Below are 26176 nucleotides of genomic sequence, written 5' to 3' on the forward strand. Positions count from 1 at the left end.
CTCGCGTATCAACGACAGCAGCACCAGCAAATGCTACCCAGAGACCTTGTCACGAAGCACATTTCGCTGGACGTAAGTGCCCGGAAACTGAGACTGAGTGACTTGCTGGTTCTCCAGAGCCTCTATGCGTGCACCCAAGGCCGATATACGCGACGCGAGGAAGGAATCGATGCCACCCCATAGACCACTCGCAAACCAACCCAACCGTCGACACCCGGCACTTCGTGCCCGTTTACCGCCTGCCCACGCTAAGACAAGCATGATCACCGGTGGTGCACAAAATGCCACCGACGAAGCTGCGATCACGCCAATCGCAGAGCCGCCCATAACCACACAACACATTGCCGTCATAGCTACCAAATACACGCCCATGGACGAGAGCAATATTTTGGGGAGCTTTGTCCGCTCCTCGTCCTGCTTGGAGTACGACGTCCAGCGCAGGAGAACCGTGTACCAGACAAATATCTGGGCACTCAGAACGATAGTCGCCTGTACGACAACGAACCCCCACGGAATCGCAACGCTGCCAACAAAGGCTGAGACGAGCACCAGTGTCGCCACGAGCGCGAGCACGAAAGCGGCAGCAGCGGAGCCAAGGGCGCGCCAAAGCAGCGCGCCGTCATCCGAGCGATCCTGGGTATCCGTCTCGACTGCCGTGTATCCCGCGGCCCGCGACGTCGCCGACCCCTGAGCGTTCGGCCACTCGACAAACCGCCCTCTACGGGCGACGAACTGCTTACGCTGCCGCCTCGCGTCCATGAGCAACCGACGGCCCTCCGCACCCGACCGGTCCGACACCACAACTGTTGCAGCGAAACCGACACTAAAGAGTGCGGCCACAACCACCGCCACCAGCTCTGAGCCTTTGTGGCCATCGGTCCCAACTCCAACGGCCAAAACTACAGCGAAAACCACACAGGTCACCGAGGCAAGCAACGAGAGAAAGGACAATAGCTTGGCCCACAAAGCTGTCAACGTCGCCTCGTGCAGCGTGCCTGCGTCATGACGCGCCAACGACACGGCGACATTCACTGTCACGATGACAGCGACCAGACCCGAGCTAAGGACCAGGGCGACTTGAGAATCAATCAGTCCTGAGAGATTCGCTCGCCACGCCGCAAAGCTGGCATCACCAGCATGTTCCGTATCCGAGGTCGTGAACAGCGCCACCAATGCGGCGAGCAACCCGCAGATCGCAACGGACATAACTGCTACCAGCAGTACACCGCCCCACATCACCCCGCGTGCATTTCGCACCGCAGAATCGAACTCCACGTCGTCCACCTGCAAGACTGGAGACTGACCTCCCGCGGCAATCGCTCGCTCAGACGAATTCAATTCCGCCTGCGTCGACCCTGTTGACCTACCCTCGCAGTTGAAGCGGCCAGTCCGCTGCGTTGCAATCGTCGCTCCAACCGAGGCCGCCGCCACAGTCCCGACAATAACCGCACTACGAGCGGCTCCCCAGCGTTGCCCGTTCCTATTCACGTCCACCCCTGTCGTTCGAATCCGGTCAGTTCATTTGAGCGACTACTTCGCCTGAGGATGGCATAGCGTACGCACCGTTCGTGGGACCACACGAATTTCCCAGCGGCAGAGACAACACCGTTCGTGAACCGCGAAGTGCACCTGCCCGATGAGATTCATGGACGGCAAATTTGGAACGAAGTGGGGCTCCATTCAGAAGCCGGGCGTTGCTGTCGCAAGCTCCTGATCGCGCCCACAGTCACTGGCAAGTAGGTAAGAAGGCTGAGTCCCCGCGCCAACGAACGTGCGCGCGCGAAGATCGCCGCACCAAAGCTTCACCCCACCCACTTCATAGGGGCTTGCAAGTCGAGCACCCGAACGAGATGTCACCGAGACGTTCGGCGCTGATCCGGCCGCACCGTCGACATCGCGTGTGGTGCGGGTCGTCGATGAAGGACGGGGCTGTCAGCGGCCCAAGGTATTCGTAGCCGTGTTCTTCGGCATGAGCTTTCGCCTCTTCGAAGGGCACCGGGACCGGCTCGGCTGACGCCCATTCGCTTTGCATGTCCCGTGAGTGGCCAGCCCATGCGCGCCAGTGGCAGGCACGGCACGTCGGCTCGCCGATTGCATTCTTGTCCAGGGTGTACTCGAACCGGTAGTGGGCCTGGACTGTGCAGGTCAAACATTCGGTCAATTGCCAGTCATCGACGCGGGTGAACGATTCCAACGCTCTGAGCCCGCCCTTAAGCTGCTGCTCGACGATGTGGTGCTCGCACCACGTTGGTTTGGTCCTGGTCCTGAACGCGGCAGTGTTTGCGCAGTCCGCGCTCGAGCAGAGTTGTGTTGTCGGTACAGGTTCTCGCCGCAATGCCCTCGGCGGCTTCGGTTTCGGCCTCTCATCCAACGGCACCTTGCGAAGGCGAGGAGTTATCGGCAACGAAGACAGGTCACCTTCGACGGTTTCCAACAGGGCGTCTGGGCCGGCCAGCGGCTTTCCTTCCAGGCATCGCAGGAAGTCGTCCTCGGTCATCACCTCGATCGGTTGGCCCTTTGCTTGTAGCTCGAAGGCCCGTCGAGTTTTACCGGTGACGTTCGACCCTGGCCGCAACACCGCCGGATTGATGTCACCTACCACCAGCACCTGAGTCTTCTTCGTCGTCGCCTCTGCAGCGATCGCGCCGACACGCGCACACTCCTGCCACGCGATCTGTCGAGCCATCGACATCAGCGTGCCTGTGAACACCACCACCCGCCCGAACAGATACCCGTCGACGTCCGCGTCGGGGTTCAACTCGGGGCGGACGAGACGGGACTCTCCCGAAACAGAGACTGCCACGCTGCCGCTGTACAAGCCGGCAGTCATTCGGCCGACACGAACGCCCACCGACTCGGCAAGTTCGTCGAGCGTGTTCGCGCCTGCCTCAGCCGCCAAGCCACACACAACCGCAACCACTGCATGCGCATCTGCGAGCGCATCGTGATGATCCACCGGCGCACCGCCGAAATGCTCAACCACATACGGCAGCCGATACGTCGGCAATGCCAATGCCCGACGAGCGGTCACCAGCGTGCACAGAAACCGAAGCTCGGGCCACTCGATATTGTCCGCCGCACACGCATACCGGATCACACCGACGTCGAAACCCGCATTGTGTGCGACCACGACATCGTCACCGATGAAATCGACGATCCGCGGCAGCAAATCTCTCCACCTCGGCTCACCTGCCACCCGCTGGGCGGTGATCCCGTGCAAGGACACGTTGAACCCCGAAAAGTGGTCCACTCGCTCAGGCGGACGCATAAACCAATGACGCTCTGCCACAGGAACACCGCCGCGAACCCGCACCAAACCAATCGAGCATGGCGAGCCTCTATATGAGTTCGCTGCTTCGAAGTCCACAGCTACGTAGTCGAGCATCACGCCGCCCGAACCGGCAACACCCGGGCTGCGAACTTCGGTGGCAACTCCGCGAGTATCGGGCTCCTCATCTCCTCCGGCAGAATCAGCGAGGGCTCACCGGTGCGTGAGTCCACCGTCCGCCGCCGACGCTGCTCCTCAGCTGCCAACCAGCCCGCCCACATACCGCGGACATAATTCGCCACCGCCAGCGCACGGTATTGCGGCTCGTCGGCCACCGGCAGACCCAACACCGGGACATCCGGGAAGACAGGGCGAACCAACTTCTTTTTGTTCCGGCGCCTGTACTCAACGATCGCGTGCACAATCTGTTGCTGCCAGTCGGAGGTCTCTGAGATGAAGTCACCGAACTCACTCACATCCAGCGCGCTCCCTAAGTCAGCCAGAGGCACGGTCCCGTCAGTCAAAACCACCACGCGATTCGTGATCAACGCCCGCACCCGAGCGCTATACCTATCGTCATCGTTCTGGAGCACGACCGCGTTCGTGTGACGTACCTGTGCACCCTCACGCGACGTCAACCACACCGCAGTCTCATGCCCACCCTCAGACCGGCCCACCACCGCAAATCCGAGCATTACTCCCCCACCTGTCCACGCGCGAATAGTCCAGTAACGATACGACGCCCACTCGCCGGCGAGCTGTAGATCAGTCGACGTACAGCAGCCATCCCGCAACGCTGCGCTGCGGGGTGGCTGCGCCACCATTCAACCTGCTTCTGATCATTCCGACGCGGTACACGTCCGGCAGACCGTGCGTGGAACTGCACTGGCGCGCCGGACCCAATCCGGTCTCCTAGAGGAGGAATCTGACAGTTGTCACGCATCATCGGTGCCAGAAGATCACCGATACGTTTGCTACCAAGGCGTGCATGCAGAAGACAAGCCATCCACGGCTGATGGCCTCCCCACCAATTCGTGGATAGTGACAATGGATTCGGATTCGATGCATCGAGCGACTCTGGTTTGATCAAGAAAATCGGCGTCTGCCTGCAGACAGAAGGGCTCCCACGCAAACTCTCTACAGACAGCCGACTCATTGTTATCGAACCCGCAGTGGCAAATGATCCCGGGTTCACGACTGTGCATGCAGCAGCCCACGCCAGATCGTGTCGGCGAAGGTCACAGCATTTGGGCGGAATGTGCATCGCCTGTCTTGACGCCTATCCGTGCTCACGCGGTCACCGATTCGGAGCGGGTACTCGATTCGGCTGACGCAATCTTCCGCTGGCTGAGAACTGCGCTCGCACTCCCGACGACCAGAACCAGCATCGCGAACCCGCCGTAGAGCAGGCGTGCCGAGCCGAGATCCGTATCGGCGAGGTTTACCAGTACGCCTGCCAGTGCGGCGCCGAAGGCGTTGGCCACGAGTTGGACGATGTTGATCGCCGCAGACGCCTTATCGCCCTCAGTCGGATCGGTGACGCTGTGCATCGCTCCGGACGCCAGATGTGGCCAGGCGATTCCGATTCCGGCACCGAGCACCAACAGGGTCACGGCCCACAGCAGAACGCGAATGCCGCTCGCCGACTCCGTCTGCAACAGTGCGGTGGCCGCCAATCCCGCCGCGATGACGAGGGGTGAGACCAGGACGATGAGGCGCGTTGTCGCCGGTCGTGATGCACTCGCGCTGGGTATCTCACCAAGCGTCCAGCCCGCAGCCAGAGCGGCACCGAGGAACCCTGCGGCAAGGGGTGCAAGCCCGCCCAGTCGCTGGCCGAACAGCGGCACGAAGGTTTCGGTGGTCGAGGCGATCGCAAGGATCGCGATGGTGAGGTATATCCATCGCAATGTGGAGCCCGGGGCGAATGTGGCGGCTGGCAGAACCGTCGCGCCACCTCGGCGTTCGTGCAGGTAAAACACGACAAGCAGCGCGATTCCGAAGGCGACCGTGCCCAACGTCGCGGCGTGCGAGGACAGCAGACCCGCCACACTGATCGACATGGCGGCAGCCACGATCAGCACTAGCGACGTTGCGGGGAAAGCTTCGCGTTCACCGCGTTCGGTGGTAGCGGCACTCAGTGCTCGCGGCACCGTGAGGGCCACGCCGATCGAGACCGCGATGAGGATCGCGAAGGCAAGGCGCCAGTTCGTGTACTCGGCCATCGCGCCACCGAGGGTAGGGCCGAGAAAGGTTCCCACGCCCCACATCGCCGAGATCAGAGCAGTGCCACGGGCCCACAATGCCGACGGCAGGGTCGATCGAATCAACGCGTAGCCCAGTCCGGCGAGCAGGCCGCCACCGAGACCTTGCACCGCGCGGCCGCCCAACATGATCGACATGGTCGGTGCCACGGCACAGATCACCGATCCCGCGGCGAAGGCCCCGAGCGCCGACAGGTACGCCGCTGTGGGGCCGACCGCAGCGAGGAAGCGGCTGACGAGCACGGACGTAATGACCGAGCCGAGAAGGAACACGGTTGTGGCCCAGGCGTACAGCTCTTCGCCGCCGATGTCTTCGATGGCCGAGGGTAACAAGCTGGTGGTGAGAAAGACGTTGGTCGCGTAGAGGGCGACTCCGCCGGCGAGGACGGTGATCACGCCGCGATGGCGCGGTCCTAGTAGTTCTTTCCAGCTCCCGGTTTCCGGCTGATCGGCAGCAGTTTCAGACATCGTGTCGATTCCCTTCGGATGTCGATCGTTTCAGGTTGACGGCACCACCGTAGCAAGTTGTCGGACGTCTGGCGACTTACGTCTGACGCGATGTAGTATGACCTCCCGACGGCACCATCCCGCGAACTGAAAGGCCCCTTCATGGCACTGAAAGCCATCGAGTCGTCTCCGACGACATTGGACCTGGTCACAGCACAGATGATCGAGCAGCTCACCGGCGGCGAATGGCCGGTTGGCAGCAAGCTTCCCGGCGAGGTTGCGCTGTCGAATCAAATGAATGTCTCCCGCACCGTTGTAAGGGAGGCAATTCGCGGCCTGGCGCGACTGGGCATGCTCGATCCCGTGCACGGTTCCGGCACCTATGTGCGGACCACGCACAGCCCTGCCGCGATGTTGGAGGGTCTCGATCACGCCGGTGTTGCCGAGATCTTCGAGGTTCAGATGGCCTACGACGTCCAGGCAGCGGGTCTGGCAGCCGCTCGGCACACCGAAGACGATCTGATACGGCTGCGCGCCCTACTGGACCAGCGTGACAAGTCCGAGTCGGATCGATCCGACCCGCAGCAGTTCGCTGCAGACGACTCCGATTTTCACATGGAGATTGCGCACATTTCAGGGAACGCGTTGCTGTATGAGACGTACAGGTACTTCGTCGGTCGGCTTCGCGACGGCCTGCATCTGGTGCATTCGGACACCACGGTCCCCTCGTGCGGGCACGACTCCCATGCCGCGATCGTCGAGGCGATTGCGTCTCGTGACGTGGCCGCAGCCCGGCGGGCGGCCTACGAGGTAGTTGCCATGTCGATTGCAGCCATCGACAACAGCGATGACGCGGAAGCGAACTGATGGAGCACCAGAGCGTCACCGTCCGCGAAGGGCACCTTCTCGGAATCCGCAGTGAGGGGGTGGCCACGTTCCACGGCGTGCCTTACGGGGCGTCAACCGCGGGCGCCAACCGCTTTGCGGCACCGCAGCCCGTCGAGCCATGGGGCGGGCAGCGTGACGCCACGCGGCCGCGCGGTTCCGCACCTCAGCTGCCGTCGCCGTTTGCTGAGATATTCGGCGACCCCCCGCCAGACTCGTTCGATGAGGACTGCCTACACCTATCGATCTGGACTCCGGGAACAGAGGGTGATTCCTTACCTGTGATCGTCTGGATTCACGGCGGGAGCTTCCTGTCGGGGTCGCCCTACCTTCCCCGTTACGACGGCGCTGAGTTCGCACGCGAGCACAATGTCATCGTCGTGCTCATGGGGTACCGGCTCGGCGTACTGGGTTTTCCTCACTTCACAGCCGATACACCAGAGTCAGCTCCCCTTCTGAATGCAGGTGCGTGGGACGTCTTGCAGGGGCTGCGATGGATCAACGCGAACATCACTGCCTTCGGCGGCGATCCCTCCAGGGTGTGCACGATCGGGCAATCGGCGGGAGCGCAGCTTCTCGCACACCTGCTTCCCCGCGAGGAGCTGGCCGAATACACCCACGCCGCGATCTTGCAAAGCGCCCCGTTCGGGATGGCCCCAGTTGCGGAGAGTGAGCTCGACAGCAGTGGCGTGCGATTCGAGGAACTACAGCCGCTTGCTCTGTCCGGCGTCATGGAAGAACAGGCGCGTGTGGTGCGTCAATCGGCACAGGCAGGTCTTCTGAATCCGCCGCTGCGATTGACGCTCGACGGTGACCTCGTACCCGACACGAATCTGCCCAGACCACCAGCATCCATTCCTGTCCTGGTCACAACTACTGTCGATGAGTCGTCTCTCTGGTTCGACCCGAGGGCGAAGAACCCTGGTCAGACAGAAGCAGGAACTGACAGTCCGTCTCCGACGAGTGCGGCGTTCACCTCGTCAATGTTCACCGATCCTGCGCACGACTATCTTCGCCAATTCGAGTCTGCTGCGACGCCTGGATACTTTCTTCAGTTCGATCTCAGCACCCGTGGCGCTCTGCGTGGGATGGGGTCCCCACACTGCGTCGATATTCCCTTCATCCTCGGCCACGCGCATTCGCGTACCGCGCCACTGCTGCAAAATTGGAACGATGAAGAGTTGACGCGAACACGGACTCTGGTGCGCGGAATCTGGGCCGAGTTCGCAGCCACGGGTCGGCCACCCCTACAGCCGTTCCCCCACCGTAACGTCGTCAGCTCTCACGGCCTGTCCGATAGCGAGTAGTAAACTGTTCGACAAGTGATGAGCGTCCAGCATCATGCCGATCAATGCACATCCGGCCTTGGAACTGCCACTCAGACAACGCGTTCGGCCGGGAGCTTTCCGCCCCCGGCCGAACGCTTCTGACGCTTCCTACATCACTCCCAAGTAACAGTGAGCGGTGAGTGGTTCAAGCTCATCACAATCGGGCGTGGGATCCGACGCTGCCGGCGCAGGAGTCCCGTGATTCCGTTCAGCAGAACACGTGGCCGCCGATCGAGCCACGTCAGCGATTCCTCGGCCGCTTCGAGGACCTGCTCGATGTGCTCAGGTAGCACAGTGAGCGGCGGATAGAACCGCAGGACCGGGGTCTGGAGCTCCTCGTTGAGAGAGTGTCCGAGGTGAATTCCCCTCTGCCCCATCTGCATGGCCAATAGTGATTCGGCTGCAGGATTGCGCATCCGCAGGCCCGCCATCATCCCGATGCCCGGCGCGTCGACCACGTGCTTGGGGTGCCGCGCAGCAATGTCTGAGAGCCCTTCGCACAGAATCAATCCGAGCTCCCGGGCACGCTCGACCAATCCACCGTTGACCACAGCCTCGATAGCCGCGGTTCCTGCGGCCGCCGAAGCCGGGTACAACAGGTGCTCGTCCTCGACGTGTTCTGCCTCGATTGAGGTGTCCGACTGGACCCGCGCAATGAGCTCACTGGTCGTGGCCAGGACCGCGACAGGAACGTGGCCGCCGGTGAGCGCTTTGGATAGCAGGAGGACATCGGGAGTGACGCCCTCGTGGTCACTCGCGAGCATTGCGCCTGTCCGACCGAACCCAGTTTGGATTTCGTCGGCGACGAGCAAGGTCCCCGTCTCCGAACAGGCCTCGGCCACACGCGTCAGCCACCCGGAGGGAGGCACTCGGAGGTTTCCCCCGCCGAGCACGGGCTCGATGAACGCCGCCGCAACATCACGGCGAGCTACCGCTGCGGCGAACGCATCTGCGTCGCCAGGCGGCACCGTCACGACGTTGGAACCCGGATCGGCGAAGGGCGCGCGATGGGCTCCACCCAGCAGCGAGACCGCGCCCAAGGTCTTCCCGTGGTAGCCCCCGGCAACGACAACAATCTTGTCGCGCTGAGGCTGCGCCTGCATCACCAGCTGCAACGCGAGCTCTGCGATATGTGCGCCCGAGTACCCGAACCGCATTTCGGTCAGCTGCGATGGAAGAACGTGCCGGACGAGCGCGTCCATGAGCTGGGTCTCAGCAGAATGTCGAACTCCTGGGAGGATCGGTTCAGCATCGAAAGCGTCGATCACTTGTGCCGAGACCGCGGAGTTGCGGTGACCGACGAGAAACACCCCGTAGCTTCCGGCCCAATCCAGATATTTGCTCCCGTCTTCGCCGTGGACGTAGTGGCCGGCGGCATGCGATTCGATCGGCCTGTTTACCGAAGCGAGCATGGTTGTCAGCGACGGATTCCAATGTCGACCAAGCGTGTGGAGAATTTCCTGGCGTTCCACTTCAGACGTAGCAGTCACAGTTTCCTCTCCTCGATCTGCGAGACATCTAGCCCCATAATCGTTTCCGCTGCAACCTGTATGGCGACGTCAAAGTCGTCGTCGTCGATTGTCAGAGGTGGCGCAAAAGTGAGGGTTCGCCCTGCCGCCGGATGCCCCGGGTAGAGTGACTGTTCCTCGAGGAGACGTTTCGCTGCCAGCGTTGCGATTGGTGTCGTGAACGTCACCGAGGCGTGGAGCCCGTCCACTGAGACCATGGCAACGAGGTCGTTGTCCAACAACGGTTCCCAACACTGCAACCATCGTGCCCCCCGCTCTGCACACCAATCCGTCAGGGCTGCGATACTGTCGGGTTCGAGCACGGCTGCAATCGCAGTCGACGCCATTGGGTTGGCCCCGAATGTGGAGCCGTGCACGGTGCCGTTTCTGTGACCGAAGACTTTCCGATACAGCTCGTAGCTGGTCACCGCTGCGCCAACCGGTACGAGGCCCGCGCTAAGCTGACTGCCGAGAACCATGATGTCAGGGGTGATCCCCAGCGCACTGAACCCGTATGGGTGACCCAAGCGGGCTGGCCCACTAGCCCGTTCGTCTCCGACCAGAAGAGTTCCTGCAGACCAACACTTCTGGCGGAGTGCACGCCACCACTGGTCGTCCAACGCAGCGAGGGGTCTTTCGGGCCCTACCGGCGAAATGACCACGGCGGCCACTGTGTCGTCGATGAGGCCGAGAAGGTCGGCCGCTTGGTGGCCGGGCACCGTCCGAGGCATGAGTGCCTGCCCCGCCCACAATGGACGGCCCGCCATGATGGAGCGGCCGTGCACGAGTGCACCGTGATTCTCTCCAGACAGTCCGACGACGACCGAACGTTCGGGGTTTAGGCCACGTGAGAGCTTGAGTCCGAAGTCGAGAGCCTCGTCCCCACTGTTGCAGACGTAGCTTAGATCGAGTGGGCCCGGCGCGTAGTTCGCGAGAGCGGTGACAGCTCGTGCCAACGGCCGGCTCAGCAGACCCCGGCTCGAGAGTGGCACCTTCCGAAGCTGTGCGATCATCCGTCGCTTCATGTCCGGCGATGGGCTTCCGTGCCCCGCTGTCCGGAAGTCCGTCTCTGGTGCCGAGACCGACTCCCACGCGAGGGCATACTGCTTGAGAACTGTCAATTTGTGTCCTTGTTCAGTGTGGGCTCCAGCGGATTTGGCTGTCGTTTGACTAGCCGACGAAGCTCTGGGCGTTGACGATGTGTCGGGCCGGGTCGGTGATCGCACGGCGACCGTGCATTACGCGGGTGTTGTCGATGAGCACGGTGTCCCCGTCCTGCCAGGCGATGTCTTCGGTGACGACGGCGCTGGCACGTCGGCACTCGTCGAGCAACTCGTCTGGAATCGGCTCGCCGGTGTCGAAGCAGATCACGGGTGATTCGTAGTTGTACGAGGGACCAAACACACTGTTTGCCCATGCCAACTGGTCTCCTCCGCGCGGGGTGCGCGCTGCTGGGGAGTCGAAGGTGTAGGTAATCGCGTCGTCATCGGTGGAGTCGATGGTGGTGGATCCGTCTGAAGTGACCAGAGATCGCAGATCGTCAAGGTCCACGGCATCGGGTTCCATGCCAGTTCCGAGCGAGTACGCCGTGAATCGTCGCCATGCGGCGCTGGGTACCGTCCGCGTGAAGCGCAAGGACCGTCCTTTGAACTGGGATTTGGCATCGTCGGAGAGTTCGTCCCAGACACGCAAGCCGTCACAGACTGTCGTCTCGGATCCTGATTCGGCTGCTTGGAGGCAGTGGAACCAGACGAGGTCGGGTAGGAACGGTGTGGCGCCGTTCTCAAGATGTAGCCCGATCTCGCCGGTGCCCGAATCGACCTTCTGTGCCACCTTCCCTTCGAACTCACGGGCCGGATCAAGGCTCAGCTTGCCACTGTGATGTCCGACCAGTTGGTTGAAAGTCTCTATGTCACTTATGAATCCGCGTGCCAGAATGTGTCCTGCTTCACTGAGGGTGGTGAGTAGGTCGTAGTCCAGCAGGCGAAGCAGGCTGGTGTCGCGATCGACCGGCTCGATGAGGATTCCGGTGCCTTCCCCGAGCGGGGAAATTTCGAGTCCGTAGTCGGCGATACGCTCGACGGAGGTCATATTGTTCTTCCCTTCTAGTGAAGCTGTTGGTTAGTTGGAGGTCGCTGCGCTGGGCTGCAGCCACGTTGCGGCCAGGTCGCGCCAGATGTCGTCGCGTCGCGGTCTGCCGGTCACGGTGAAGTAGTTGGCGCGAACGTTCTCGGTGTCGGGGATGACCCGAAATCGTTCGGGCTGATCGGTGTAGGAGAGATTCGCGGTTGCGAACCCCTCCAAATCGGATGCGGTCACGTCAGATCCCGGGGTGACGAAGACCAACGCGACGACGCGGGGCAGATCATTGCCGAAGACGACGACGTCAGAGACCCCGGGGATCCTTCGCAGGTTGGACTCGACATACTCCGGCGAAACGTTGCGACCGATGCTGGTAATGATCATGTTCCGGCTGCGGCCACGGATCACGACATAGCCGTCACTGTCGATGTCTGCGAGGTCCCCGGTATGGAGCCAGCCCTGTTCGTCGACCGGCAAACTCGTGGGGTCGAGCGCTTCGTATCCGGCAAGCAATGAGGATGAGCGCACTAGCAGCTCACCTGAATCGTCAGTTTTGACCTCGCAGTGCCTCAGTGGTTGACCGACGGTGCCGATCTTGGTACGCCCCGGTGCGTTCCACGCGACCACGGACGAGTTCTCGCTGAGTCCATACCCCTCGAGGACATCGATCCCGTGGTCGTGCAGGGACTGAAGGGTGGCGGTAGATACCGGCGCCCCGCCGGTCAGGAGCGTTCTGTCGCGCACCCGGCAGAGTAGGGCGGGATCGCGTGTGGTCCGCTCATCGAGCAAGTCAACCAACACCGGCGGCAGGAACGCCGTGTTGCTGTCCGAGTCGAGGAATGTGTCGAGGACGGTTCCTGGTTCGGCGCCGGGCATTCCCAGTTCGGCCGTGCCCTCGGCGAGAAATGTGACAGTTCCTCCGCGAACGAGAGGCAGGTAGATCGCTAGGATCTGCTCGATGAGCAGGCTCAGTGGCACCGTGGACAGATAGTCTTGAAATGCCCCCTCCGCTGCAAGTTCGTCGATGGAGTGCACGACCTCGGACAAGCCCCGTCCGCTTACTTGGACACCTTTCGGTGCTCCTGTCGTGCCTGAGGTGTGGATGACTTTGGCCACGACGCCGACTGGGTCTTCCAGGTCATCGGCGGACAGAGTAGGGAGGCCCGACGGCTCCACTCTTGCAGCTGCGGTGCTGATTTCGATCAGGGGAACCTCGTCTCCGAGTCCCCACTGGTTCATACTCTCGCGGCCTTGCTGGTCGACGAGGCAGAAGTCGCACCGACTTAGCAGACTTCTCGCTTGTTGTGCTGTAAACGAAAGGGGCACAGGAACCTCGACCATTCCCGCGCGTAGAAGTGCGAGGTCACCGATCACCCAATACTCCGAGTTCTTCGCGACGAGGCCCACTCTGGTCTCTGCGACGAGACCGAGACCCTGTCGCAGGTGTTGCGCTAGTTCTGCTGTCTGCCGGTCGACTTCGGTGTAGGTGAGCACCGTTGAATCCTCGCCCTCACTACCGAGCCGTTTGACGAACACTCTTTTCGCATTCGCCGGGTCGGAAATCGCTCGGATGATCCACTCGTTTGCCATGTCAGCCCCCTGCTGTAATTGTGTGGTCCTTGTTGTCGAGTTGTGGACTCATCAGCTGCTCGCGGTGTTGAGCACTCGCGGTTGAATGAGTTGCTCACCTTGAAGAGTCAGGTCGATCACTGCGACCTCCGCGCCTGAGTCGTAGTACGAGCCCCAGTCCGACTGCATCTCAGCGGGCAAATGACTCTTGTAGGCGGGGCCTACGGTCTGCAGATCGATTCCAGCGCAGCGGATCTGTGCAGCTACGGCGCTACTGACCGTGCAGACGATCGCAGTTGCCCCACGGCACCAGCACAGGCTCGGTATCAGCCTGATCAACGCACCGCCGAGGCCTGCAGAGGAAGTGACCAGCGGGCCGACTTCTACGATCTCTTCTCGCCGGGGCACCGAAGACAGGCCTGTTGTGCGCGCAACGACATCTTCTACTGGAGCATCGAGATAGTACTCGCAAAACAGTGGATCGTCGGGCTCACCGAACGTGACTCCTGCTACGGCCAACCGCGCGTCGGCGCTGATGCCGTCATCGCTTTTCGACAGGGCAGCAAACAATTCGGGGCTCGGATCGATATCTGCGCCGTGATCGCGCAAGTATCGGGTCTGAACCAGATCGACGCACGAATCCCAGTCAGTCAATCCTCGTCGTATCCAGCGTAAACGCATGCAAAAATCCCCCAATCATTGTGTGCCTACGAATGTCATCAGAGGACTGACAACTACGATCAAGTTAGCCTGGGGGGCAGAAGCGGTCAACAGGACGCCACCCTGTTCACCGCACATTCAGTTCGAGTCAAGAACTTCTTAGCCTCACTCCACCGATGGGACTGCTGCACTGCGGATGGCCGCAGTCGTAAAGTGGCGTGATGTGTGCGCAGATCAGACGGGTGCGGCGTTGACGAAATCACGCCCCCGAAATAGATGCGCCAAGCCACGATCGAAGCCGGGTACAGACCTGGGTCCGCTTGCGGCGATACGAGGAGTCTCGCGGTCGAGCGGCCGGAATCGCCTGCTCAAGCAGGAGAATAGGATTCTGCGTTGTGTTGCTGCATAGCTGTCGCAAGCGAACCTACTGGGGAAGCCTCTACCCGTTAGGTAGGGAGTCGACTGCCGACGGGATTGTCGCCGCGGTTCCTTTTCCTCGAACGCCGAGCACCAGGATTTGTCTCGGCTGATCGTGTTCAATGGGTGGTATGGGAACGGACGCCACCCCGCCAACCTCCTCGGCATCGACGGGCGCCAGAGGGTGGCGGTCAACGCGAAGTGTGCGAAACGATCGGATCACATCAGGATTGGACGACGATCCCCTTTCTCCCGCGCGTATCAAATACCTGATCGGCAACTTCGGACGATCGCGCTTGGCGGACGCGATCGATGTCAGGCCCTCGCAGCTGACCAGCTGGGCCGCAGGAGAAAAGTCGCCAACGCCAGAGTCGGCAGTGACCATCGTCGATTTCGAGCACATCTTTGCCCGCGCACGCCTGGTCTGGGGCGTCGACGCCGCTAAATCCTGGATGACGAGTCCGAATAGTTTCCTCGCGGGCGCTCGGCCTGCCGCCGTCCTACGTCAGGAAGGATGTTCGCGCGTACTCGAGGCTCTCAACGCCGAGATGTGGGGAAGCTCCGCGTGAGCTGGCCCAATAGTTCGTCGTGACGATCGTAGCCTCGTGGACGAGCAACCGGTGTGTTCGTGGCCAGGCAGCGCTTCACCGGCCTACAGAAGTCTCCCTGGTTCGTCGGCGTGAACTCGGATGCGCGAACGGTGCACGCACACTGCGGCTCGCAGCTCATCGGCCTGGGACTCACACTCCCAAGTGCGCACGGTCCACCTGCGGCCGGCGACTCGAGAGTTCCTGTTGGCGTCCCGATTCTGGTTCCGGATAACCTTCGGTTTCAGTATTCGGAATTGCGTTTGGGCGGTTCCGTACTCAGGAAGGCACTGCCGACGGGCCTTCACCGCTTCCAAGCGCCGGGTGCCGTGCTCTCGTCCGTTTGCACCCTTCAACCCAGACTCGCGCTGACCGCCTCCGCCGGCGTCGTCACTTGCCACCAAATTTTTCGCGTCATACACCGGAGTGGTTCCACTAGCCGGCGCGCGACGTCATGAAGCGGCCGTGATCGTCTCGTACTGACGACGTTTGCCGCGGGCACACATGCTAAGGACGCTTCCTCGGTCGGCCCTGCCAAAGGCTGCCCCTAAGGGCCGTTCGCCGAATTGATCGGGACCGGTCTATCGTCTACTTTGTTTCACTTCGCTGCTGCCGTCGATGGTCCGCGGGTGCTTTCTCTCGACCTACCCCTGCTCGTCGCGCACCGAAATGTGTCGACGTCGCGAACAGTATTCTCAGCGCTCCTGCCCAGATCAGAGCGGCACCGAGCATGTGCACGATCACCAGCGGTTCTGTCTCTCTCCACAGTGCTTGCAGCACGCCCACGGCGCCCTGCATCAGGAACAGAGCCAGGAATACGCGTACGCGCGCGGTAACGTTTCGCACTCCTTGTGCGCATGCGGTGCGCCATACCATCACGCCCACAACGAAAGTGAAGATCGCGACGAGGGAGTGTGCGATCACGATCACGGTCCAGTCGAAGGGCATCCGGTGAATCGCCGACGAGTCGCCTGCATGAACTCCCGAGCCGGTCACCGCCGCGCCGAGTACCACCAACAGCGAGGTACTCGCGACCAGCCACCGAAGGCGCACTGACAATGTCCGACTGGGCCTTTCGCCTCTTGGCGTTGAGTCCCGGTACTCGACGAGCTCTATTGTGTACGTCGCCGCGGTCAGCAGTAGCATGGCGGCGAGGAAATGCCCAGCGACCACGTAGGGACTCAAGCGAGCCAGGACAGTGATTCCTCCGACGATTGCGTTGAGCACCACGATCCAGAACTGGATCCATGCCGAACGCAACACAATGGGGTCCGAGGTGCGTTGGTAGCGGGCGATAACGATCAACGCGAGTACGACGACACTCAGCACCCCGGTGAGTAAGCGGTTTCCGAATTCGATGACGCCGTGGATTCCCATCTCCGGCGTCGGTGCCAGCCCCTGCTCAGTGCACGATGGCCACGTCGGGCAACCCAGCCCGGAGCCGGTCACACGAACAACTCCTCCTGTCACGATGATCATCACAGTCCCGACCATGGATGTCACCGCCGCCGACCGTAGACTGTTCCGTCCGAACGACATTCGATCCGCGAGTCGCCCCTGCCGAGGGACGCGGCCTTCGGACGCCCGCTCACCGTTCGGCACGGCCGAACGCTTCCCTGCGCAACACGTCCCAGAACGTCGGGGTTCCGGACGTCGTGATCGCCTCGATCACGTGGCCGACGTGCGCATTGCTGACCACCACGCGAACGAGAGCGTCGGCTAGATCGACACGGGCTGTGTAGTGCCCTGGTTGGCCCGGGATGCGAATGGCGTAGTCGGTCACGGAGTCGCGGTCGAAGAGCCCCGCCGCGCGAACGATCGTCCAATCCAACTCCGAGCAGTGGACGACCTCTTCCATCCGTGCGTTGTCCTCATACACGGTCCGACCCATATGAAGCAGGACCTTGAACATCAGCCGGCGCAGAAGATCCTCGTTCGGTGGCGACTCGAACGTCACACCCATCGTGCCGACGCACGCGAATCGCCCGACGCCGTGCGCAGACATTGCCTTAACGATGTTGGCGGTTCCTTCGGAGTAAATACTCACCGCCTCTTTGGTGTAGCCGGGGCCGCCGAGCGCGGAGATGACCGCTTCGTGTCCCGCAACCGCCCGGTCGACGGCGGTCGGGTCCATCGCGTCGGCCTGCACGACCCGCAGACTCGAGCTGTCGATGGGGACTTCGCTCGGCCGACGCACAACAGCAGACACACTGTGGCCTCGCTCCAACGCTTGCTGCACAACCAGCCGACCCGTCTTTCCGTTCGCTCCGAACACGGCAATCTTCATATATATCTCCTGGTAGAACATTGGTCTAGAAACCGAACGTTGATCTGGCGTGGACCACCGTACTACGCTCACGGGGTGGCTGACCCATCGAACATCGACGGCGCACGCAGCGTATGGCTGCGCCCAACACCACCAGCACGCACAGTTCCCCCGCTGACCAGAGAAAGGATCGTCGCTGCAACAGTGGCGCTACTCGACGCGGAGGGCCTTGAGCGGCTCACGATGCGCAGACTCGCGGAGCGTCTGGGAACCGGGGCAACGACCCTGTACTGGCACGTCGACACAAAAGACGACGTGATCGAACTGGCGATCGACGCAATCTTCGCCGAAACATCAAAGCCCGCACTACACACGGACGATTGGCGACGCGACATCAGCGCACTGCTGACCGACTGGCGCGCAACACTAATGCGACACCCTTGGACGGCCGCACTGGCCGCGAACAAGCGACCTCTCCTCGGACCGGAATTCCTCGAATGGATGGAATACTTGCAGGCAGCTTTGCTGCGAGCCGGGGTCAGTAGCACTCATGTCTCAGCGGCCGCCTGGACCTTGGTCAGTCACGTGACAGGCAACGCAGCAAGTCGTTCCAACCGCAGAACCTCACCTGAGGACGAGCGTGCGAGCCAGGAACTGTTGGCCGCGGACCAAGACCGTTATCCCACCCTGGTCGACCATCACTACCCGGTCGACCACGACTGGGACTCCAACTTCGAGATTGGTCTGACGTTCATTCTCGACGGACTCACCAGTCACATCACCGCAAATCGACGATCCTCGAGATCGACCTTCCGCGAGGGCGTCGCTGGGATATGACGTGAAGCCCGAGCACGCCTTTGAGCGCCACCAGAGGCCCGGCAACCATATGTAATGTGATGAATATCACATTTGGGCGGATTTGCTTAATACATTGAACCGGCGCGCCGAGTGAAATACCGCCCGACGATCCCAGAATGCCGTACGAGCTTTTCGGCGTACGCCATCATAACCAACACAATATGTGTGCAATGAATTGTTTCCATCGCCCAACTAATCGCACACACAACCCGCGCGGTGAGCCCACACCAAGATAGGTCGAACCGACGGGTCTGACGCATCGCATTCACCTGCGCGCGCATCCGCCCAGACGTCAAAGCTAGCCTCCCCCAAGGTTCGGGCCATCTCGAAACCTGTAGTTCAGAACACATTTCACGGCGCTGCACGAACTACAGTCGGAGGACCAGCGGCACCACGGTGCCGCATCACCGACTCACTGGGAGGCCCAAGAAGGAGCGCATACTCAAAAGAAAAAGCAGCCGGACTGCAATCCGACTGCTTCTCGAAAACTTCGTTCAGCGCACCATCGCTGAATCTCACACCCAGGCCATGAACCTTGGAGGCTTTTCTGTGTCCATTTCACCTTGCAACCCCAACTTTGTCAAGCGGAACACGTCCGACTTACGGGGCGTGCGCTGATGACACATCACCCACATCCACGCAATTCACCCTCGGTGACTGTCAGCGAGGCCATCGAAGTCGTCCTCGAAGACTGGGCCCAACGGGTTAAGGACGCAACACTCTCGCCGCAGACCCTCGAAAAGGCGACGATCATCCTGCGCCGTCTTGCAGCGTTCGCAGCCGCTCACGACATCACTCACCTCACGGAACTCACCCCGGAGCTAATCGGTCGATTCGTGAGTGCACAGGGGCGCAGTCGACACGGCCATGTCGCCGAATCCGCGCTCGCAACTAGGCACAACCGACTCGCAAATCTGCGGATGCTGACCCAAGAGTCGATCCGCCGAGGATGGCTGAGCTTCGACCCGACTCGACTCGTCGACCTCGAGCCACGCCGACAGTCCACTACTCGCCCCATCACAGAAAGCGAAGCTGACCTGCTGCGGCTCTACGCCGATCGAGGCGGCAGCACCCGCCACGCATCTAGTGTGGCATGCCTCCTGGCCGGGGCACATTCCAACGAGGTGGGGTACCTCCCTCGATCAGGTTTCGATCCCGACCGAGGGCGTATCCAGTCCCCTGGCGCGACCGGTCGACGACCCCGCTGGCTGACACTCGACCCGTGGGAACTGCGCGTCCTCACTGAGCGTGCCGCGTACCTTGACAGCACACCAGCCGACCCCTACAACAATCCGCCGATGCTATGCACCCGCTCCTACGGAAGTGAGAGCCAGAGACAAGCACGCATAGGCGTGACGGTGCGGGAAATCACCACCCGCGCAGGCCTATGCGGTGACCCGACCATCAAGCCAAGCTCCCTCACCGCCTACGCCGCCCGCCGAGAATTCGAGCACCGCGGGATCGAAGCCGCAACTCTCCGAGTGGGCGGAGTTTCTCTCGACCACACATCAAGAATCATCGGGTACCGGTGGCTTCCCGATTCCGACGAGACCGAATCATGAAGCGGGCACATGGTGCCGAGCGCATCAACCAGAGTGAGATCCGCCAGCGCGCAACACCACTGGACCGCACGCTTCTCGAGATCGACATCGTCGAGGCGGTCGCCTCCGCGCCCACCGCCTACGAGATGGGGGCCGCGCTCCCACAATTCGAGCCTGGTGGCCCAGGATGTCCGCCCCACTTCCCCCGGTGGGTTCCCGTGATGCACCAGATCCTCGCCGGCGCCCTCGGCTCCCATTCCAAAGCGTCCCGGGTAATGCAAAACCCCTACTACTGGAGGGCAATCCGGCGTCACGCCCGCAAGCACGGCGCACAACAAGCGCGTAGACAACCCCCAGAACACTGGCACCACACGTACTCACACAGGATGCTAGACAGGCACATCGACACTCTCCAGCACGCGCTCCGTCGCGACGCATGTGACCTCGCCCGCGAGTTGGGTTGCCTGGACCCAGAAGCACCGTTCTCGCATACAAATCCTCTACGCGGTCAATTCGTCTGCGGTGACGGCAAAGTCGCCGCATCGCCCGTGCGCAAACGCACTGTCGAAAAGTGGGCGGAATCCGGAGCCGGCCGAATTGTCTACGCGCATCTAGAGAAGCAAAACGGCGAGGATCATGAATCCACCTGGGAATACGGGTCCAAGTTCGCGTTGCTCCACACCAGACCGGACAGCACCCGCAATAACAAGGTGATACTCGACGTCGACCGGGTGCCTCACGGTAAGGGCTATGGTGGCGAGGCACGCGTCAGCCTCCAGATGATTGAACGTCTGGCAAGCACCAAGAATGTACGTATCGACGGTATTTGCTATGACGGCGCCTTCACTGGGATGCATATCGACCCCTTGCTGAAGCGAGGGATGACAGTCCTCTCCCCCATGCAAAAGCACAATCGGACAACACCGTTGGAGTTGCTCCCCTGCGAGTGCGGCGACGTCCATGACTTGGTACTCAAAGGCGGAACCCTTCACGAACGCACCATCCTCGACACTGGAGAGAAGCACGAGACCGCTCGCCCTCGAGCGAAGGTCTTGCGGCGAGAGAACGCCAATGGAGTGTTTCGCCAATACGTCGAATTCGCCATGCGATGCGGGACCATCCATCCGATTCGCGTCGATACCACCCCCGAAGACCGAGCACGCGATTTCAACCGAGCCCACCACTTGCGGCTTCACATCAAGACAGACACCGGAGACAGCGTCTACGACCGTTGCTACGGCTGGCGCGAAGACGCTGAATCAGCTAACAACACGCTTGATCGCACTCTCTACGGCGGCCGCATGATCGCCTACACCGCTATCCGCCAGCTCACCGTCATGATCGGATTCGCCGCCGGACGCAACGCCATCGCCCGATGGCTCCACCGCCGCCAACACCCCGAAATGCCAAAGAGCAGCTGAACACCACCGCACACAAACTGCACGACCGTCGCCACCCCGCACACCCCACGGTGTGCGGGGCAGACGGCATTGCCGATACACTCACCGAGCGCACGTGAGAAGTCGAACGCCACCATCGTTCGGCAGCCCACGACGCAAGGACACCGCGAAAAAGAAGAAACGCCCAGATCACCAGGGTTTTACTCACCTATTCGCGTACGTCCCCCGCCCTCGTAGCTCAGGGGATAGAGCAACCCTCTCCTAAAGGGTAGGTCGCAGGTTCGAATCCTGCCGAGGGCACCATCTGACCTGCGGTTACTTGTCAGAATCACCCTCCGTGCACCCCGCGTGCACTAACACCTCCCCCACTGCCGAACTTAGAACGGCCCCCGAAGGTGCTACCAACACCGATCGAGGGCCTCGGCACAACGGAGAACACCCGTCATGAACCGTTCCCGCAGTCTATCTGCACCCCCTAAACGTCACCGTGGGCGACTTTTCACCGTCAGCCTTGATGCTGGGACGGTCGGCTCCTATGCCGTCACGATGGGCGTTCTACGCCTCGCAGACGAATTGGGTTGGCACGCATGACAACGGCCATTGCGTGCCTGGGATTGAACCGCCCTGTGACGGTGAGTCTCATCCGCGTGCGCTTCCCGTAGTCGCTCCCCACGTCGTCATCTGCGGGAGCCCGACGCTAACCAGCCCCGACCGAGTACGTGCTGACAATCCGCTGAGACTCGGACAGCGGAGCTTCCCGGCCGACTGATCCCCGACCGAGAGGTCAACCAACAGCTCCACGCGCCCACGAGGCCGTGGGGCTATAGGTCGTGGGACGGAACGACGGTCAGCGGAAAATTGGGAGGCATGGCTTGGGAGGTTCCAAGCAAGGCCTTCAGTCCGTTTGGGAAACGTGCCCCTAGATTCGTGCGGGGTTGGAACCGATCGAGCATCGCCTGCGTCCGACTAGGCATGGACGACGAGGACAAATACACCGAGCACGAGCACTTTATGATCTGGGAACTTGAGATGTACGCCAGTCGGCAGCGCGAGGGCAGCGGCCTCGGCGCCGGGAATACGACGAATAGCCTCAGTGTGCTTTGCGTCGGTCGATAGCTTCCTTAGCGGCCAGCACCATATCGGGCAGTTCCAGCCCGAGCGCCTCCGCGATATCGGCGTAAACGTCTACGTTCGGGGCCGTTTCAGCTTTGCGGATCCGGCCGATGGTTTGCTTGCTGACTCCGATTTTGTCTGCAAGTTCGACGTCGGTCATGTTGTCGAGCTCGAACATTCTGTTATGGATCTGCCGCCCCAGTTCGACGGTCCATTTCCCGGGGGTTCGGGTTGCCGTCGCGGCCCCAGCTTTTGAGTCTCCGCGTGGCCCAGCGGAGCCGGGTGGCGTCGTCTGCTGTCCCTGTCCACGTTCCGCCCGCTCGGCGTCGTACACCTTCCGTGCCACCTGCTCAAGAAGCGCTAGTTGCTCGGCCGTCGGCGGTGGCGCTCTGTCCAGAAAGTCCTGCACCCACTCATCCTCTGTCATACGGAGATTATGCCCACCAATGCGGGTGGCCCGGCGGACCTTCCCTACCCACCTGGGCGACCAGAAACCTCTGAGGTCCGTACACCACCGGCACGGGTCGCTAACGTTGTTCATGTGAGAGCGAAACCGATCGAAGTTGAACACGCACGCGAAGCTCTCGGAAGGGCCATCAAGCACGCGATGATCGACGCCGGACTCAAAGACGGACCCACATCACTCGCAGACGCCACCGGAAACAGAATCGGCCGCATAACCGCTTGGCGAATCCTCGACGGGACACGGGCAACCAACTTTGATGAGCTACTCGTCCTTGCGGCCGCACTAGGTCTCACCTACCCCCAATTCGCCCAAGCCACCGCCGATGAACTCGACAACCTGCACGGAACGGCGGGCCGGGCACGTCTTCCCTACGCACCCGGCCCGCCGGCACAACCATAGTCGAACACTTGTTCGATAATATGGGACGGGTGAGAACGGTCGAACCATCCCCGGACCGATGCCCCGACGGCCACCCTCTCGGCCCCCACCGGTGCCTAGTCGGGTGGATGGCGTGCGCCTGCACCAACGCCCGAAACGGGGGTCACCGGACGTTCTACTGCCGGGAATGCGGGACCGTCATCTACCGGCCGCCGTGCGAGGGTGCGCAGCCGCAGCGGGATCGCTGGGCGCACTAGGCGTATCCCGCACTTGCTACGGCACAGTCGTCCAAAGCGGCCGTTCTTGCCATCCCTCAGGGAATCCCATGTCTCCCTCTGGAGACAGTCCGTCAATCCTCGGAAACTTCTTTACGTGGGTTCGGAGATCCAGATGCCAGGTGGACCACGGTGATATCTGACGAGTCAGGTACGCGAGGTAAGCAAGCGGAAAGTAGACCCTCTTTCGAGCGCCACCCGCCGCGGTGTGCTTCAAGTCATCGCCCACCTGGGCCGCGTTGAATTGACCTGACGAATATGTCAAGGACCGGTTCCACAGGCGATTGTGATGGGCGCAAACATTGCGTAGGTAGTTGAGGTCACGGAGCCAGCGCCCCAACAGTGGACCGCCCTTCACGCCCAAGTCTGCCGCGATCTCGTTCTGATCAGTCTGCCTCATCAGACGGTAAAGAGACGAGAGCCCACCGAAGTCCAGGAATTCAACGGCGGCCCAAACTGGCAGCGGCCCATCATATTTGGCGGTGTGGTGAACCACGTAGTCTTCGTTCTTGGCAGCCGACAACAATGACTTGTATTTTACGGACCACTCAGTGAACGCATCCTCCGCGTCACTACGAGGAGAAGAGGGTGCACTGCACTGCTTCGAGTCGAGGGCCGCTCGGTTCACGTGCCCAAACACATCGCGTAGACCGAGCACGTACGCAAGCCTTGTACGCATGCCGACTTCAACCGTTTCGAGCGCGTCAAGCGTCTTGAGGCGAAGCTTTCGGTCGAAGCGCCACAGTTGCTCAATCTCTGCGAGAGTGGTGCCGCTTCGTATCTCTTCAGAACGGTAGTGAACGGGACTAACCAACTGCCGTTCGGACTCTGGGAGAAGTTCACGGAAGGGGTAGATATACGCAGACAGGCGGTAGTAGCCCACCGACTTGACCAAATCCAGGGCGGCGTCATCACCCTCGCACACGATTCCACGCGTCTGCATCTGCGCGAGCTGCGCCGCATAGGTCAGATGCGGCTTATCGTATGGCGCCATCACCCCACCGATCAAAGGAAAACCGACCCTTGATAGCCCAAGGGGCTAACAGCGGGGTCGGTGTTTATACGCCTAGGCTAGCGCAGAACCGTCATCCAGAAAAATCACAACACGATAACACCACCGTGGGATAACTAGTCGAGCCCCTGGCCTGCGGAAACTGCGTCATTTTTCGTTCACGCACCAGCGCCTTGACGGACCGCAACACCTCCGCAAGGCGGGAAACACACCCGCCGCAAGTCCCCAACCCGTACACACGCGAACGCCCTATGCCTACCGGCCGTTTGACGTGGGAGGAGGGGGTACCACCCCACCCCAGGGGGTTACAACAGGCCGGGGTGTTTGTACGGGGGTCGTTTGCGTGAGCGTCGGGCCCTCCCGTAGGCGGTTTCCGCCTTCGTCTTCTCGCGGTGGCAGTCACGGCATAGTGTTTGCAGGTTGTCGGCGTCGTCCGTGCCGCCCCGGGCGACGTTGCGGATGTGGTCCACTTCGTTGCCGTCCTCCCCGCAGTAGGCGCATGTGTGGTGGTCGCGGCGTCTGATTTGCTCCGCGAGCTGTTTCGGCGCTCCGCGGGTGCCGTCGGTCCAGGTCATGGGTCGCGCTCCTCGGGTCGTGTTGTCGGGGCCTTGGTTCGGGGTGATGCCTGATGCCATTGACCGCGGTTTGTTGGCGGTATTGCGCGAATGGAAACGAAATGGATTCGTGTTCGTTCGTGTGTTGGTTGGAGTGCACCCAACCATGTGTGTTGTGTGTGGGGTGTGCACCACATGCGGTGCGTGTACGTGCCGTGTATGTCCCCGTGCGGGGCCCGCCCAACGCGTTCGCACGTACGACGTTGGGCGGGCCGTTCCACCTACCCGCAGAAAGGGCCAACAAGCGACGGGTAGGAAGATTTGGGTTAGGCCTCCGGGTCCACCACGGGCTCCGGTACCTCGAACTTGGCGATACGGTCCGGGTGCACCACGTTGAACCCGGTACGCCACGTGGCCCGGATGGCAATGGAGTCGCTGCTGAACAGGGCCTGATCGCTCGTGGACACGAGCACGTCACCGACTGCGGACACAACGGCCGTCTTGTCCAGAACCACGCCGGTACCGGCCGTGAGTGCACTCGACACCGAGACGGGCAGCGACAGGAGGCGGCGCTCCGAATCGTCGGTGCCGGCCCCCAGGAGGGACTGGTTCGAGCCGGCGCCGAACTTCATGCGGCGCAGCCGGGCCCACGTCTGCGGGGCAACGATGATGTGCGAGGCGTTTCCACCTGCAGCCTCGATGGCCGCGATTACGTCAATGAGGGCGTCGAGGTTTCCCTCTACGTCGTCCCCCTCCGAAATGTCCGTGCGGTTGAACAATCCGGCGTGCGGGATTGTTGCGGGGGCCGTCGGTGCCACCTGCGCGAGGAACAGGTGGTTTGCGGCCTTCACGATGGCCCTCTGCACTGATGTGCTGATGAGGCCCGACGCGTTCTCCTGGTTCCACTGTTCCCGCGAGGTCTGCACCAGCTGGGCCAGCTTCACCGTGGTAACAACGGTTTCCGCGAGTGTCGGCTCGGCGGCCGTGATTGCCGCACCCTCCGCGACAACGCCCGCGTCGTCGTCGTCAATGTGGATGACACGCAACGACGGTTCGTCACCGAGGACACGTCCGGCCACCGTCGAGTGGGTGAGGATGAGTGCGCCGGGGACGGCATCGACGGGCGCAACCGCGGTTACGTCGGGGTGAAATCCCTTGGCGCTGTTGTTTGTGGTCTGAACCATGTTCAACACCACCCTTTCTAGGTACTTCGGTAGACACGCGAAACGGCCACCGATGAATGGTTTGGAGTGATTCATCGGTGGCCGCTGGCTGAACCGAGGTGCCCCGCAGGGGCGGCG

22 protein-coding genes and 1 tRNA gene are annotated in these 26176 nt (G+C 61.7%); 8 read left to right on the top strand and 15 right to left on the bottom strand.

The window, feature by feature from the left end; all coding sequences use genetic code 11:
• Positions 1 to 33: 33 nt before the first annotated feature.
• From ACZI8R_RS13410 to ACZI8R_RS13425, 4 genes are all read right to left on the bottom strand, one after another.
• Complete coding sequence (locus ACZI8R_RS13410; protein ID WP_463380120.1) at positions 34 to 1284, bottom strand: hypothetical protein; 1251 nt, start codon at positions 1282 to 1284, stop codon at positions 34 to 36.
• Between the two features lie 532 nt (positions 1285 to 1816).
• Positions 1817 to 3385 (bottom strand): exonuclease domain-containing protein, encoded by a 1569-nt coding sequence (locus ACZI8R_RS13415; RefSeq protein WP_463380121.1) that lies wholly within the window; start codon positions 3383 to 3385, stop codon positions 1817 to 1819.
• A complete protein-coding gene (locus tag ACZI8R_RS13420; protein WP_463380122.1) occupies positions 3385 to 3963 on the bottom strand; it encodes a hypothetical protein in 579 nt (192 codons plus the stop codon). Before ACZI8R_RS13420 ends, ACZI8R_RS13415 begins: the two co-directional genes overlap by 1 nt.
• A gap of 594 nt (positions 3964 to 4557) precedes the next feature.
• Entirely contained in the window at positions 4558 to 5997 is a 1440-nt protein-coding gene (locus ACZI8R_RS13425; RefSeq protein WP_463380123.1) for an MFS transporter, read from the bottom strand.
• A gap of 141 nt (positions 5998 to 6138) precedes the next feature.
• Here ACZI8R_RS13425 and ACZI8R_RS13430 point away from each other — a divergent pair, with 141 nt between their 5' ends.
• Together ACZI8R_RS13430 and ACZI8R_RS13435 are read left to right on the top strand one after the other, a co-directional pair.
• On the top strand, positions 6139 to 6843 hold the full coding sequence (locus ACZI8R_RS13430) for a FadR/GntR family transcriptional regulator (RefSeq protein ID WP_463380124.1): 705 nt from the start codon (positions 6139 to 6141) through the stop codon (positions 6841 to 6843).
• Positions 6843 to 8168, top strand: coding sequence for a carboxylesterase family protein (locus ACZI8R_RS13435; protein WP_463380125.1), 1326 nt, complete (start codon positions 6843 to 6845; stop codon positions 8166 to 8168). Before ACZI8R_RS13430 ends, ACZI8R_RS13435 begins: the two co-directional genes overlap by 1 nt.
• Before the next feature lie 134 nt (positions 8169 to 8302).
• On the opposite strand, the gene ACZI8R_RS13440 is transcribed toward ACZI8R_RS13435, so the two are convergent.
• Genes ACZI8R_RS13440 through ACZI8R_RS13460 form a run of 5 tightly spaced genes read right to left on the bottom strand, consistent with a single transcriptional unit; the run spans position 8303 to position 14044 of the window.
• Positions 8303 to 9679, bottom strand: a complete 1377-nt coding sequence (locus tag ACZI8R_RS13440; protein ID WP_463380126.1) for an aminotransferase class III-fold pyridoxal phosphate-dependent enzyme — start codon at positions 9677 to 9679, stop codon at positions 8303 to 8305.
• Positions 9676 to 10923: an aminotransferase class III-fold pyridoxal phosphate-dependent enzyme gene (locus ACZI8R_RS13445; RefSeq protein WP_463380127.1), complete on the bottom strand. Its 1248-nt coding sequence runs from the start codon at positions 10921 to 10923 to the stop codon at positions 9676 to 9678. The genes ACZI8R_RS13440 and ACZI8R_RS13445 overlap by 4 nt, the downstream gene beginning before the upstream one ends.
• Complete coding sequence (locus ACZI8R_RS13450; RefSeq protein ID WP_463380128.1) at positions 10868 to 11788, bottom strand: TauD/TfdA family dioxygenase; 921 nt, start codon at positions 11786 to 11788, stop codon at positions 10868 to 10870. Before ACZI8R_RS13450 ends, ACZI8R_RS13445 begins: the two co-directional genes overlap by 56 nt.
• Before the next feature lie 30 nt (positions 11789 to 11818).
• Positions 11819 to 13369, bottom strand: a complete 1551-nt coding sequence (locus ACZI8R_RS13455) for an AMP-binding protein (RefSeq protein WP_463380129.1) — start codon at positions 13367 to 13369, stop codon at positions 11819 to 11821.
• 51 nt (positions 13370 to 13420) lie between these two features.
• Entirely contained in the window at positions 13421 to 14044 is a 624-nt protein-coding gene (locus ACZI8R_RS13460; protein WP_463380130.1) for a thermostable hemolysin, read from the bottom strand.
• A 611-nt stretch (positions 14045 to 14655) separates the two neighbouring features.
• Between ACZI8R_RS13460 and ACZI8R_RS13465 the strand changes: the two genes are divergently transcribed.
• Positions 14656 to 14994, top strand: a complete 339-nt coding sequence (locus tag ACZI8R_RS13465; RefSeq protein ID WP_463380131.1) for an antitoxin Xre/MbcA/ParS toxin-binding domain-containing protein — start codon at positions 14656 to 14658, stop codon at positions 14992 to 14994.
• A 606-nt stretch (positions 14995 to 15600) separates the two neighbouring features.
• On the opposite strand, the gene ACZI8R_RS13470 is transcribed toward ACZI8R_RS13465, so the two are convergent.
• Positions 15601 to 16506 carry a COX15/CtaA family protein gene (locus ACZI8R_RS13470; protein ID WP_463380235.1) on the bottom strand — a complete coding sequence of 302 codons (906 nt, stop codon included), beginning with the start codon at positions 16504 to 16506 and terminating at the stop codon, positions 15601 to 15603.
• 94 nt (positions 16507 to 16600) lie between these two features.
• Positions 16601 to 17299, bottom strand: a complete 699-nt coding sequence (locus ACZI8R_RS13475) for an NAD(P)-dependent oxidoreductase (RefSeq protein ID WP_463380132.1) — start codon at positions 17297 to 17299, stop codon at positions 16601 to 16603.
• Between the two features lie 75 nt (positions 17300 to 17374).
• Here ACZI8R_RS13475 and ACZI8R_RS13480 point away from each other — a divergent pair, with 75 nt between their 5' ends.
• The 4 genes from ACZI8R_RS13480 to ACZI8R_RS13495 all read left to right on the top strand — a co-directional run bounded on the left by ACZI8R_RS13480 (position 17375) and on the right by ACZI8R_RS13495 (position 21380).
• Positions 17375 to 18115 carry a TetR/AcrR family transcriptional regulator gene (locus ACZI8R_RS13480; protein ID WP_463380133.1) on the top strand — a complete coding sequence of 247 codons (741 nt, stop codon included), beginning with the start codon at positions 17375 to 17377 and terminating at the stop codon, positions 18113 to 18115.
• Positions 18116 to 18789: 674 nt separating this feature from the next.
• Positions 18790 to 19698 (top strand): integrase, encoded by a 909-nt coding sequence (locus tag ACZI8R_RS13485; RefSeq protein WP_463380134.1) that lies wholly within the window; start codon positions 18790 to 18792, stop codon positions 19696 to 19698.
• Positions 19695 to 21098: a hypothetical protein gene (locus tag ACZI8R_RS13490; protein WP_463380135.1), complete on the top strand. Its 1404-nt coding sequence runs from the start codon at positions 19695 to 19697 to the stop codon at positions 21096 to 21098. The genes ACZI8R_RS13485 and ACZI8R_RS13490 overlap by 4 nt, the downstream gene beginning before the upstream one ends.
• A 206-nt stretch (positions 21099 to 21304) precedes the next feature.
• Positions 21305 to 21380 (top strand) — tRNA-Arg (locus tag ACZI8R_RS13495).
• Between the two features lie 787 nt (positions 21381 to 22167).
• Here ACZI8R_RS13495 and ACZI8R_RS13500 read toward each other — a convergent pair.
• The gene (locus ACZI8R_RS13500) at positions 22168 to 22617 is read right to left on the bottom strand and encodes a helix-turn-helix domain-containing protein (RefSeq protein WP_463380136.1); all 450 of its coding nucleotides are present in this window, start codon (positions 22615 to 22617) and stop codon (positions 22168 to 22170) included.
• 114 nt (positions 22618 to 22731) lie between these two features.
• Here ACZI8R_RS13500 and ACZI8R_RS13505 point away from each other — a divergent pair, with 114 nt between their 5' ends.
• Complete coding sequence (locus tag ACZI8R_RS13505; RefSeq protein ID WP_463380137.1) at positions 22732 to 23055, top strand: hypothetical protein; 324 nt, start codon at positions 22732 to 22734, stop codon at positions 23053 to 23055.
• 252 nt (positions 23056 to 23307) lie between these two features.
• On the opposite strand, the gene ACZI8R_RS13510 is transcribed toward ACZI8R_RS13505, so the two are convergent.
• The 3 genes from ACZI8R_RS13510 to ACZI8R_RS13520 all read right to left on the bottom strand — a co-directional run bounded on the left by ACZI8R_RS13510 (position 23308) and on the right by ACZI8R_RS13520 (position 26059).
• The gene (locus ACZI8R_RS13510) at positions 23308 to 24303 is read right to left on the bottom strand and encodes an Abi family protein (protein WP_463380138.1); all 996 of its coding nucleotides are present in this window, start codon (positions 24301 to 24303) and stop codon (positions 23308 to 23310) included.
• A gap of 323 nt (positions 24304 to 24626) precedes the next feature.
• Entirely contained in the window at positions 24627 to 24896 is a 270-nt protein-coding gene (locus ACZI8R_RS13515; RefSeq protein WP_463380139.1) for an HNH endonuclease, read from the bottom strand.
• 305 nt (positions 24897 to 25201) lie between these two features.
• Entirely contained in the window at positions 25202 to 26059 is an 858-nt protein-coding gene (locus tag ACZI8R_RS13520) for a phage major capsid protein (RefSeq protein WP_463380140.1), read from the bottom strand.
• Between the last annotated feature and the right edge of the window lie 117 nt (positions 26060 to 26176).

The sequence above is a fragment of the Rhodococcus huquni genome (assembly GCF_055231055.1).

Bases quoted from the DNA above. Each gene is read 5' to 3' on its own strand.
- ACZI8R_RS13470 (WP_463380235.1), bottom strand. From the start codon at position 16,506: ATGGTCGGGACTGTGATGATCATCGTGACAGGAGGAGTTGTTCGTGTG.
- ACZI8R_RS13475 (WP_463380132.1), bottom strand. From the start codon at position 17,299: ATGAAGATTGCCGTGTTCGGAGCGAACGGAAAGACGGGTCGGCTGGTT.
- ACZI8R_RS13425 (WP_463380123.1), bottom strand. From the start codon at position 5,997: ATGTCTGAAACTGCTGCCGATCAGCCGGAAACCGGGAGCTGGAAAGAA.
- ACZI8R_RS13450 (WP_463380128.1), bottom strand. From the start codon at position 11,788: ATGACCTCCGTCGAGCGTATCGCCGACTACGGACTCGAAATTTCCCCG.
- ACZI8R_RS13490 (WP_463380135.1), top strand. From the start codon at position 19,695: ATGAAGCGGGCACATGGTGCCGAGCGCATCAACCAGAGTGAGATCCGC.
- ACZI8R_RS13520 (WP_463380140.1), bottom strand. From the start codon at position 26,059: ATGGTTCAGACCACAAACAACAGCGCCAAGGGATTTCACCCCGACGTA.
- ACZI8R_RS13500 (WP_463380136.1), bottom strand. From the start codon at position 22,617: ATGACAGAGGATGAGTGGGTGCAGGACTTTCTGGACAGAGCGCCACCG.
- ACZI8R_RS13455 (WP_463380129.1), bottom strand. From the start codon at position 13,369: ATGGCAAACGAGTGGATCATCCGAGCGATTTCCGACCCGGCGAATGCG.
- ACZI8R_RS13435 (WP_463380125.1), top strand. From the start codon at position 6,843: ATGGAGCACCAGAGCGTCACCGTCCGCGAAGGGCACCTTCTCGGAATC.
- ACZI8R_RS13510 (WP_463380138.1), bottom strand. From the start codon at position 24,303: ATGGCGCCATACGATAAGCCGCATCTGACCTATGCGGCGCAGCTCGCG.
- ACZI8R_RS13420 (WP_463380122.1), bottom strand. From the start codon at position 3,963: ATGCTCGGATTTGCGGTGGTGGGCCGGTCTGAGGGTGGGCATGAGACT.
- ACZI8R_RS13515 (WP_463380139.1), bottom strand. From the start codon at position 24,896: ATGACCTGGACCGACGGCACCCGCGGAGCGCCGAAACAGCTCGCGGAG.
- ACZI8R_RS13415 (WP_463380121.1), bottom strand. From the start codon at position 3,385: ATGCTCGACTACGTAGCTGTGGACTTCGAAGCAGCGAACTCATATAGA.
- ACZI8R_RS13430 (WP_463380124.1), top strand. From the start codon at position 6,139: ATGGCACTGAAAGCCATCGAGTCGTCTCCGACGACATTGGACCTGGTC.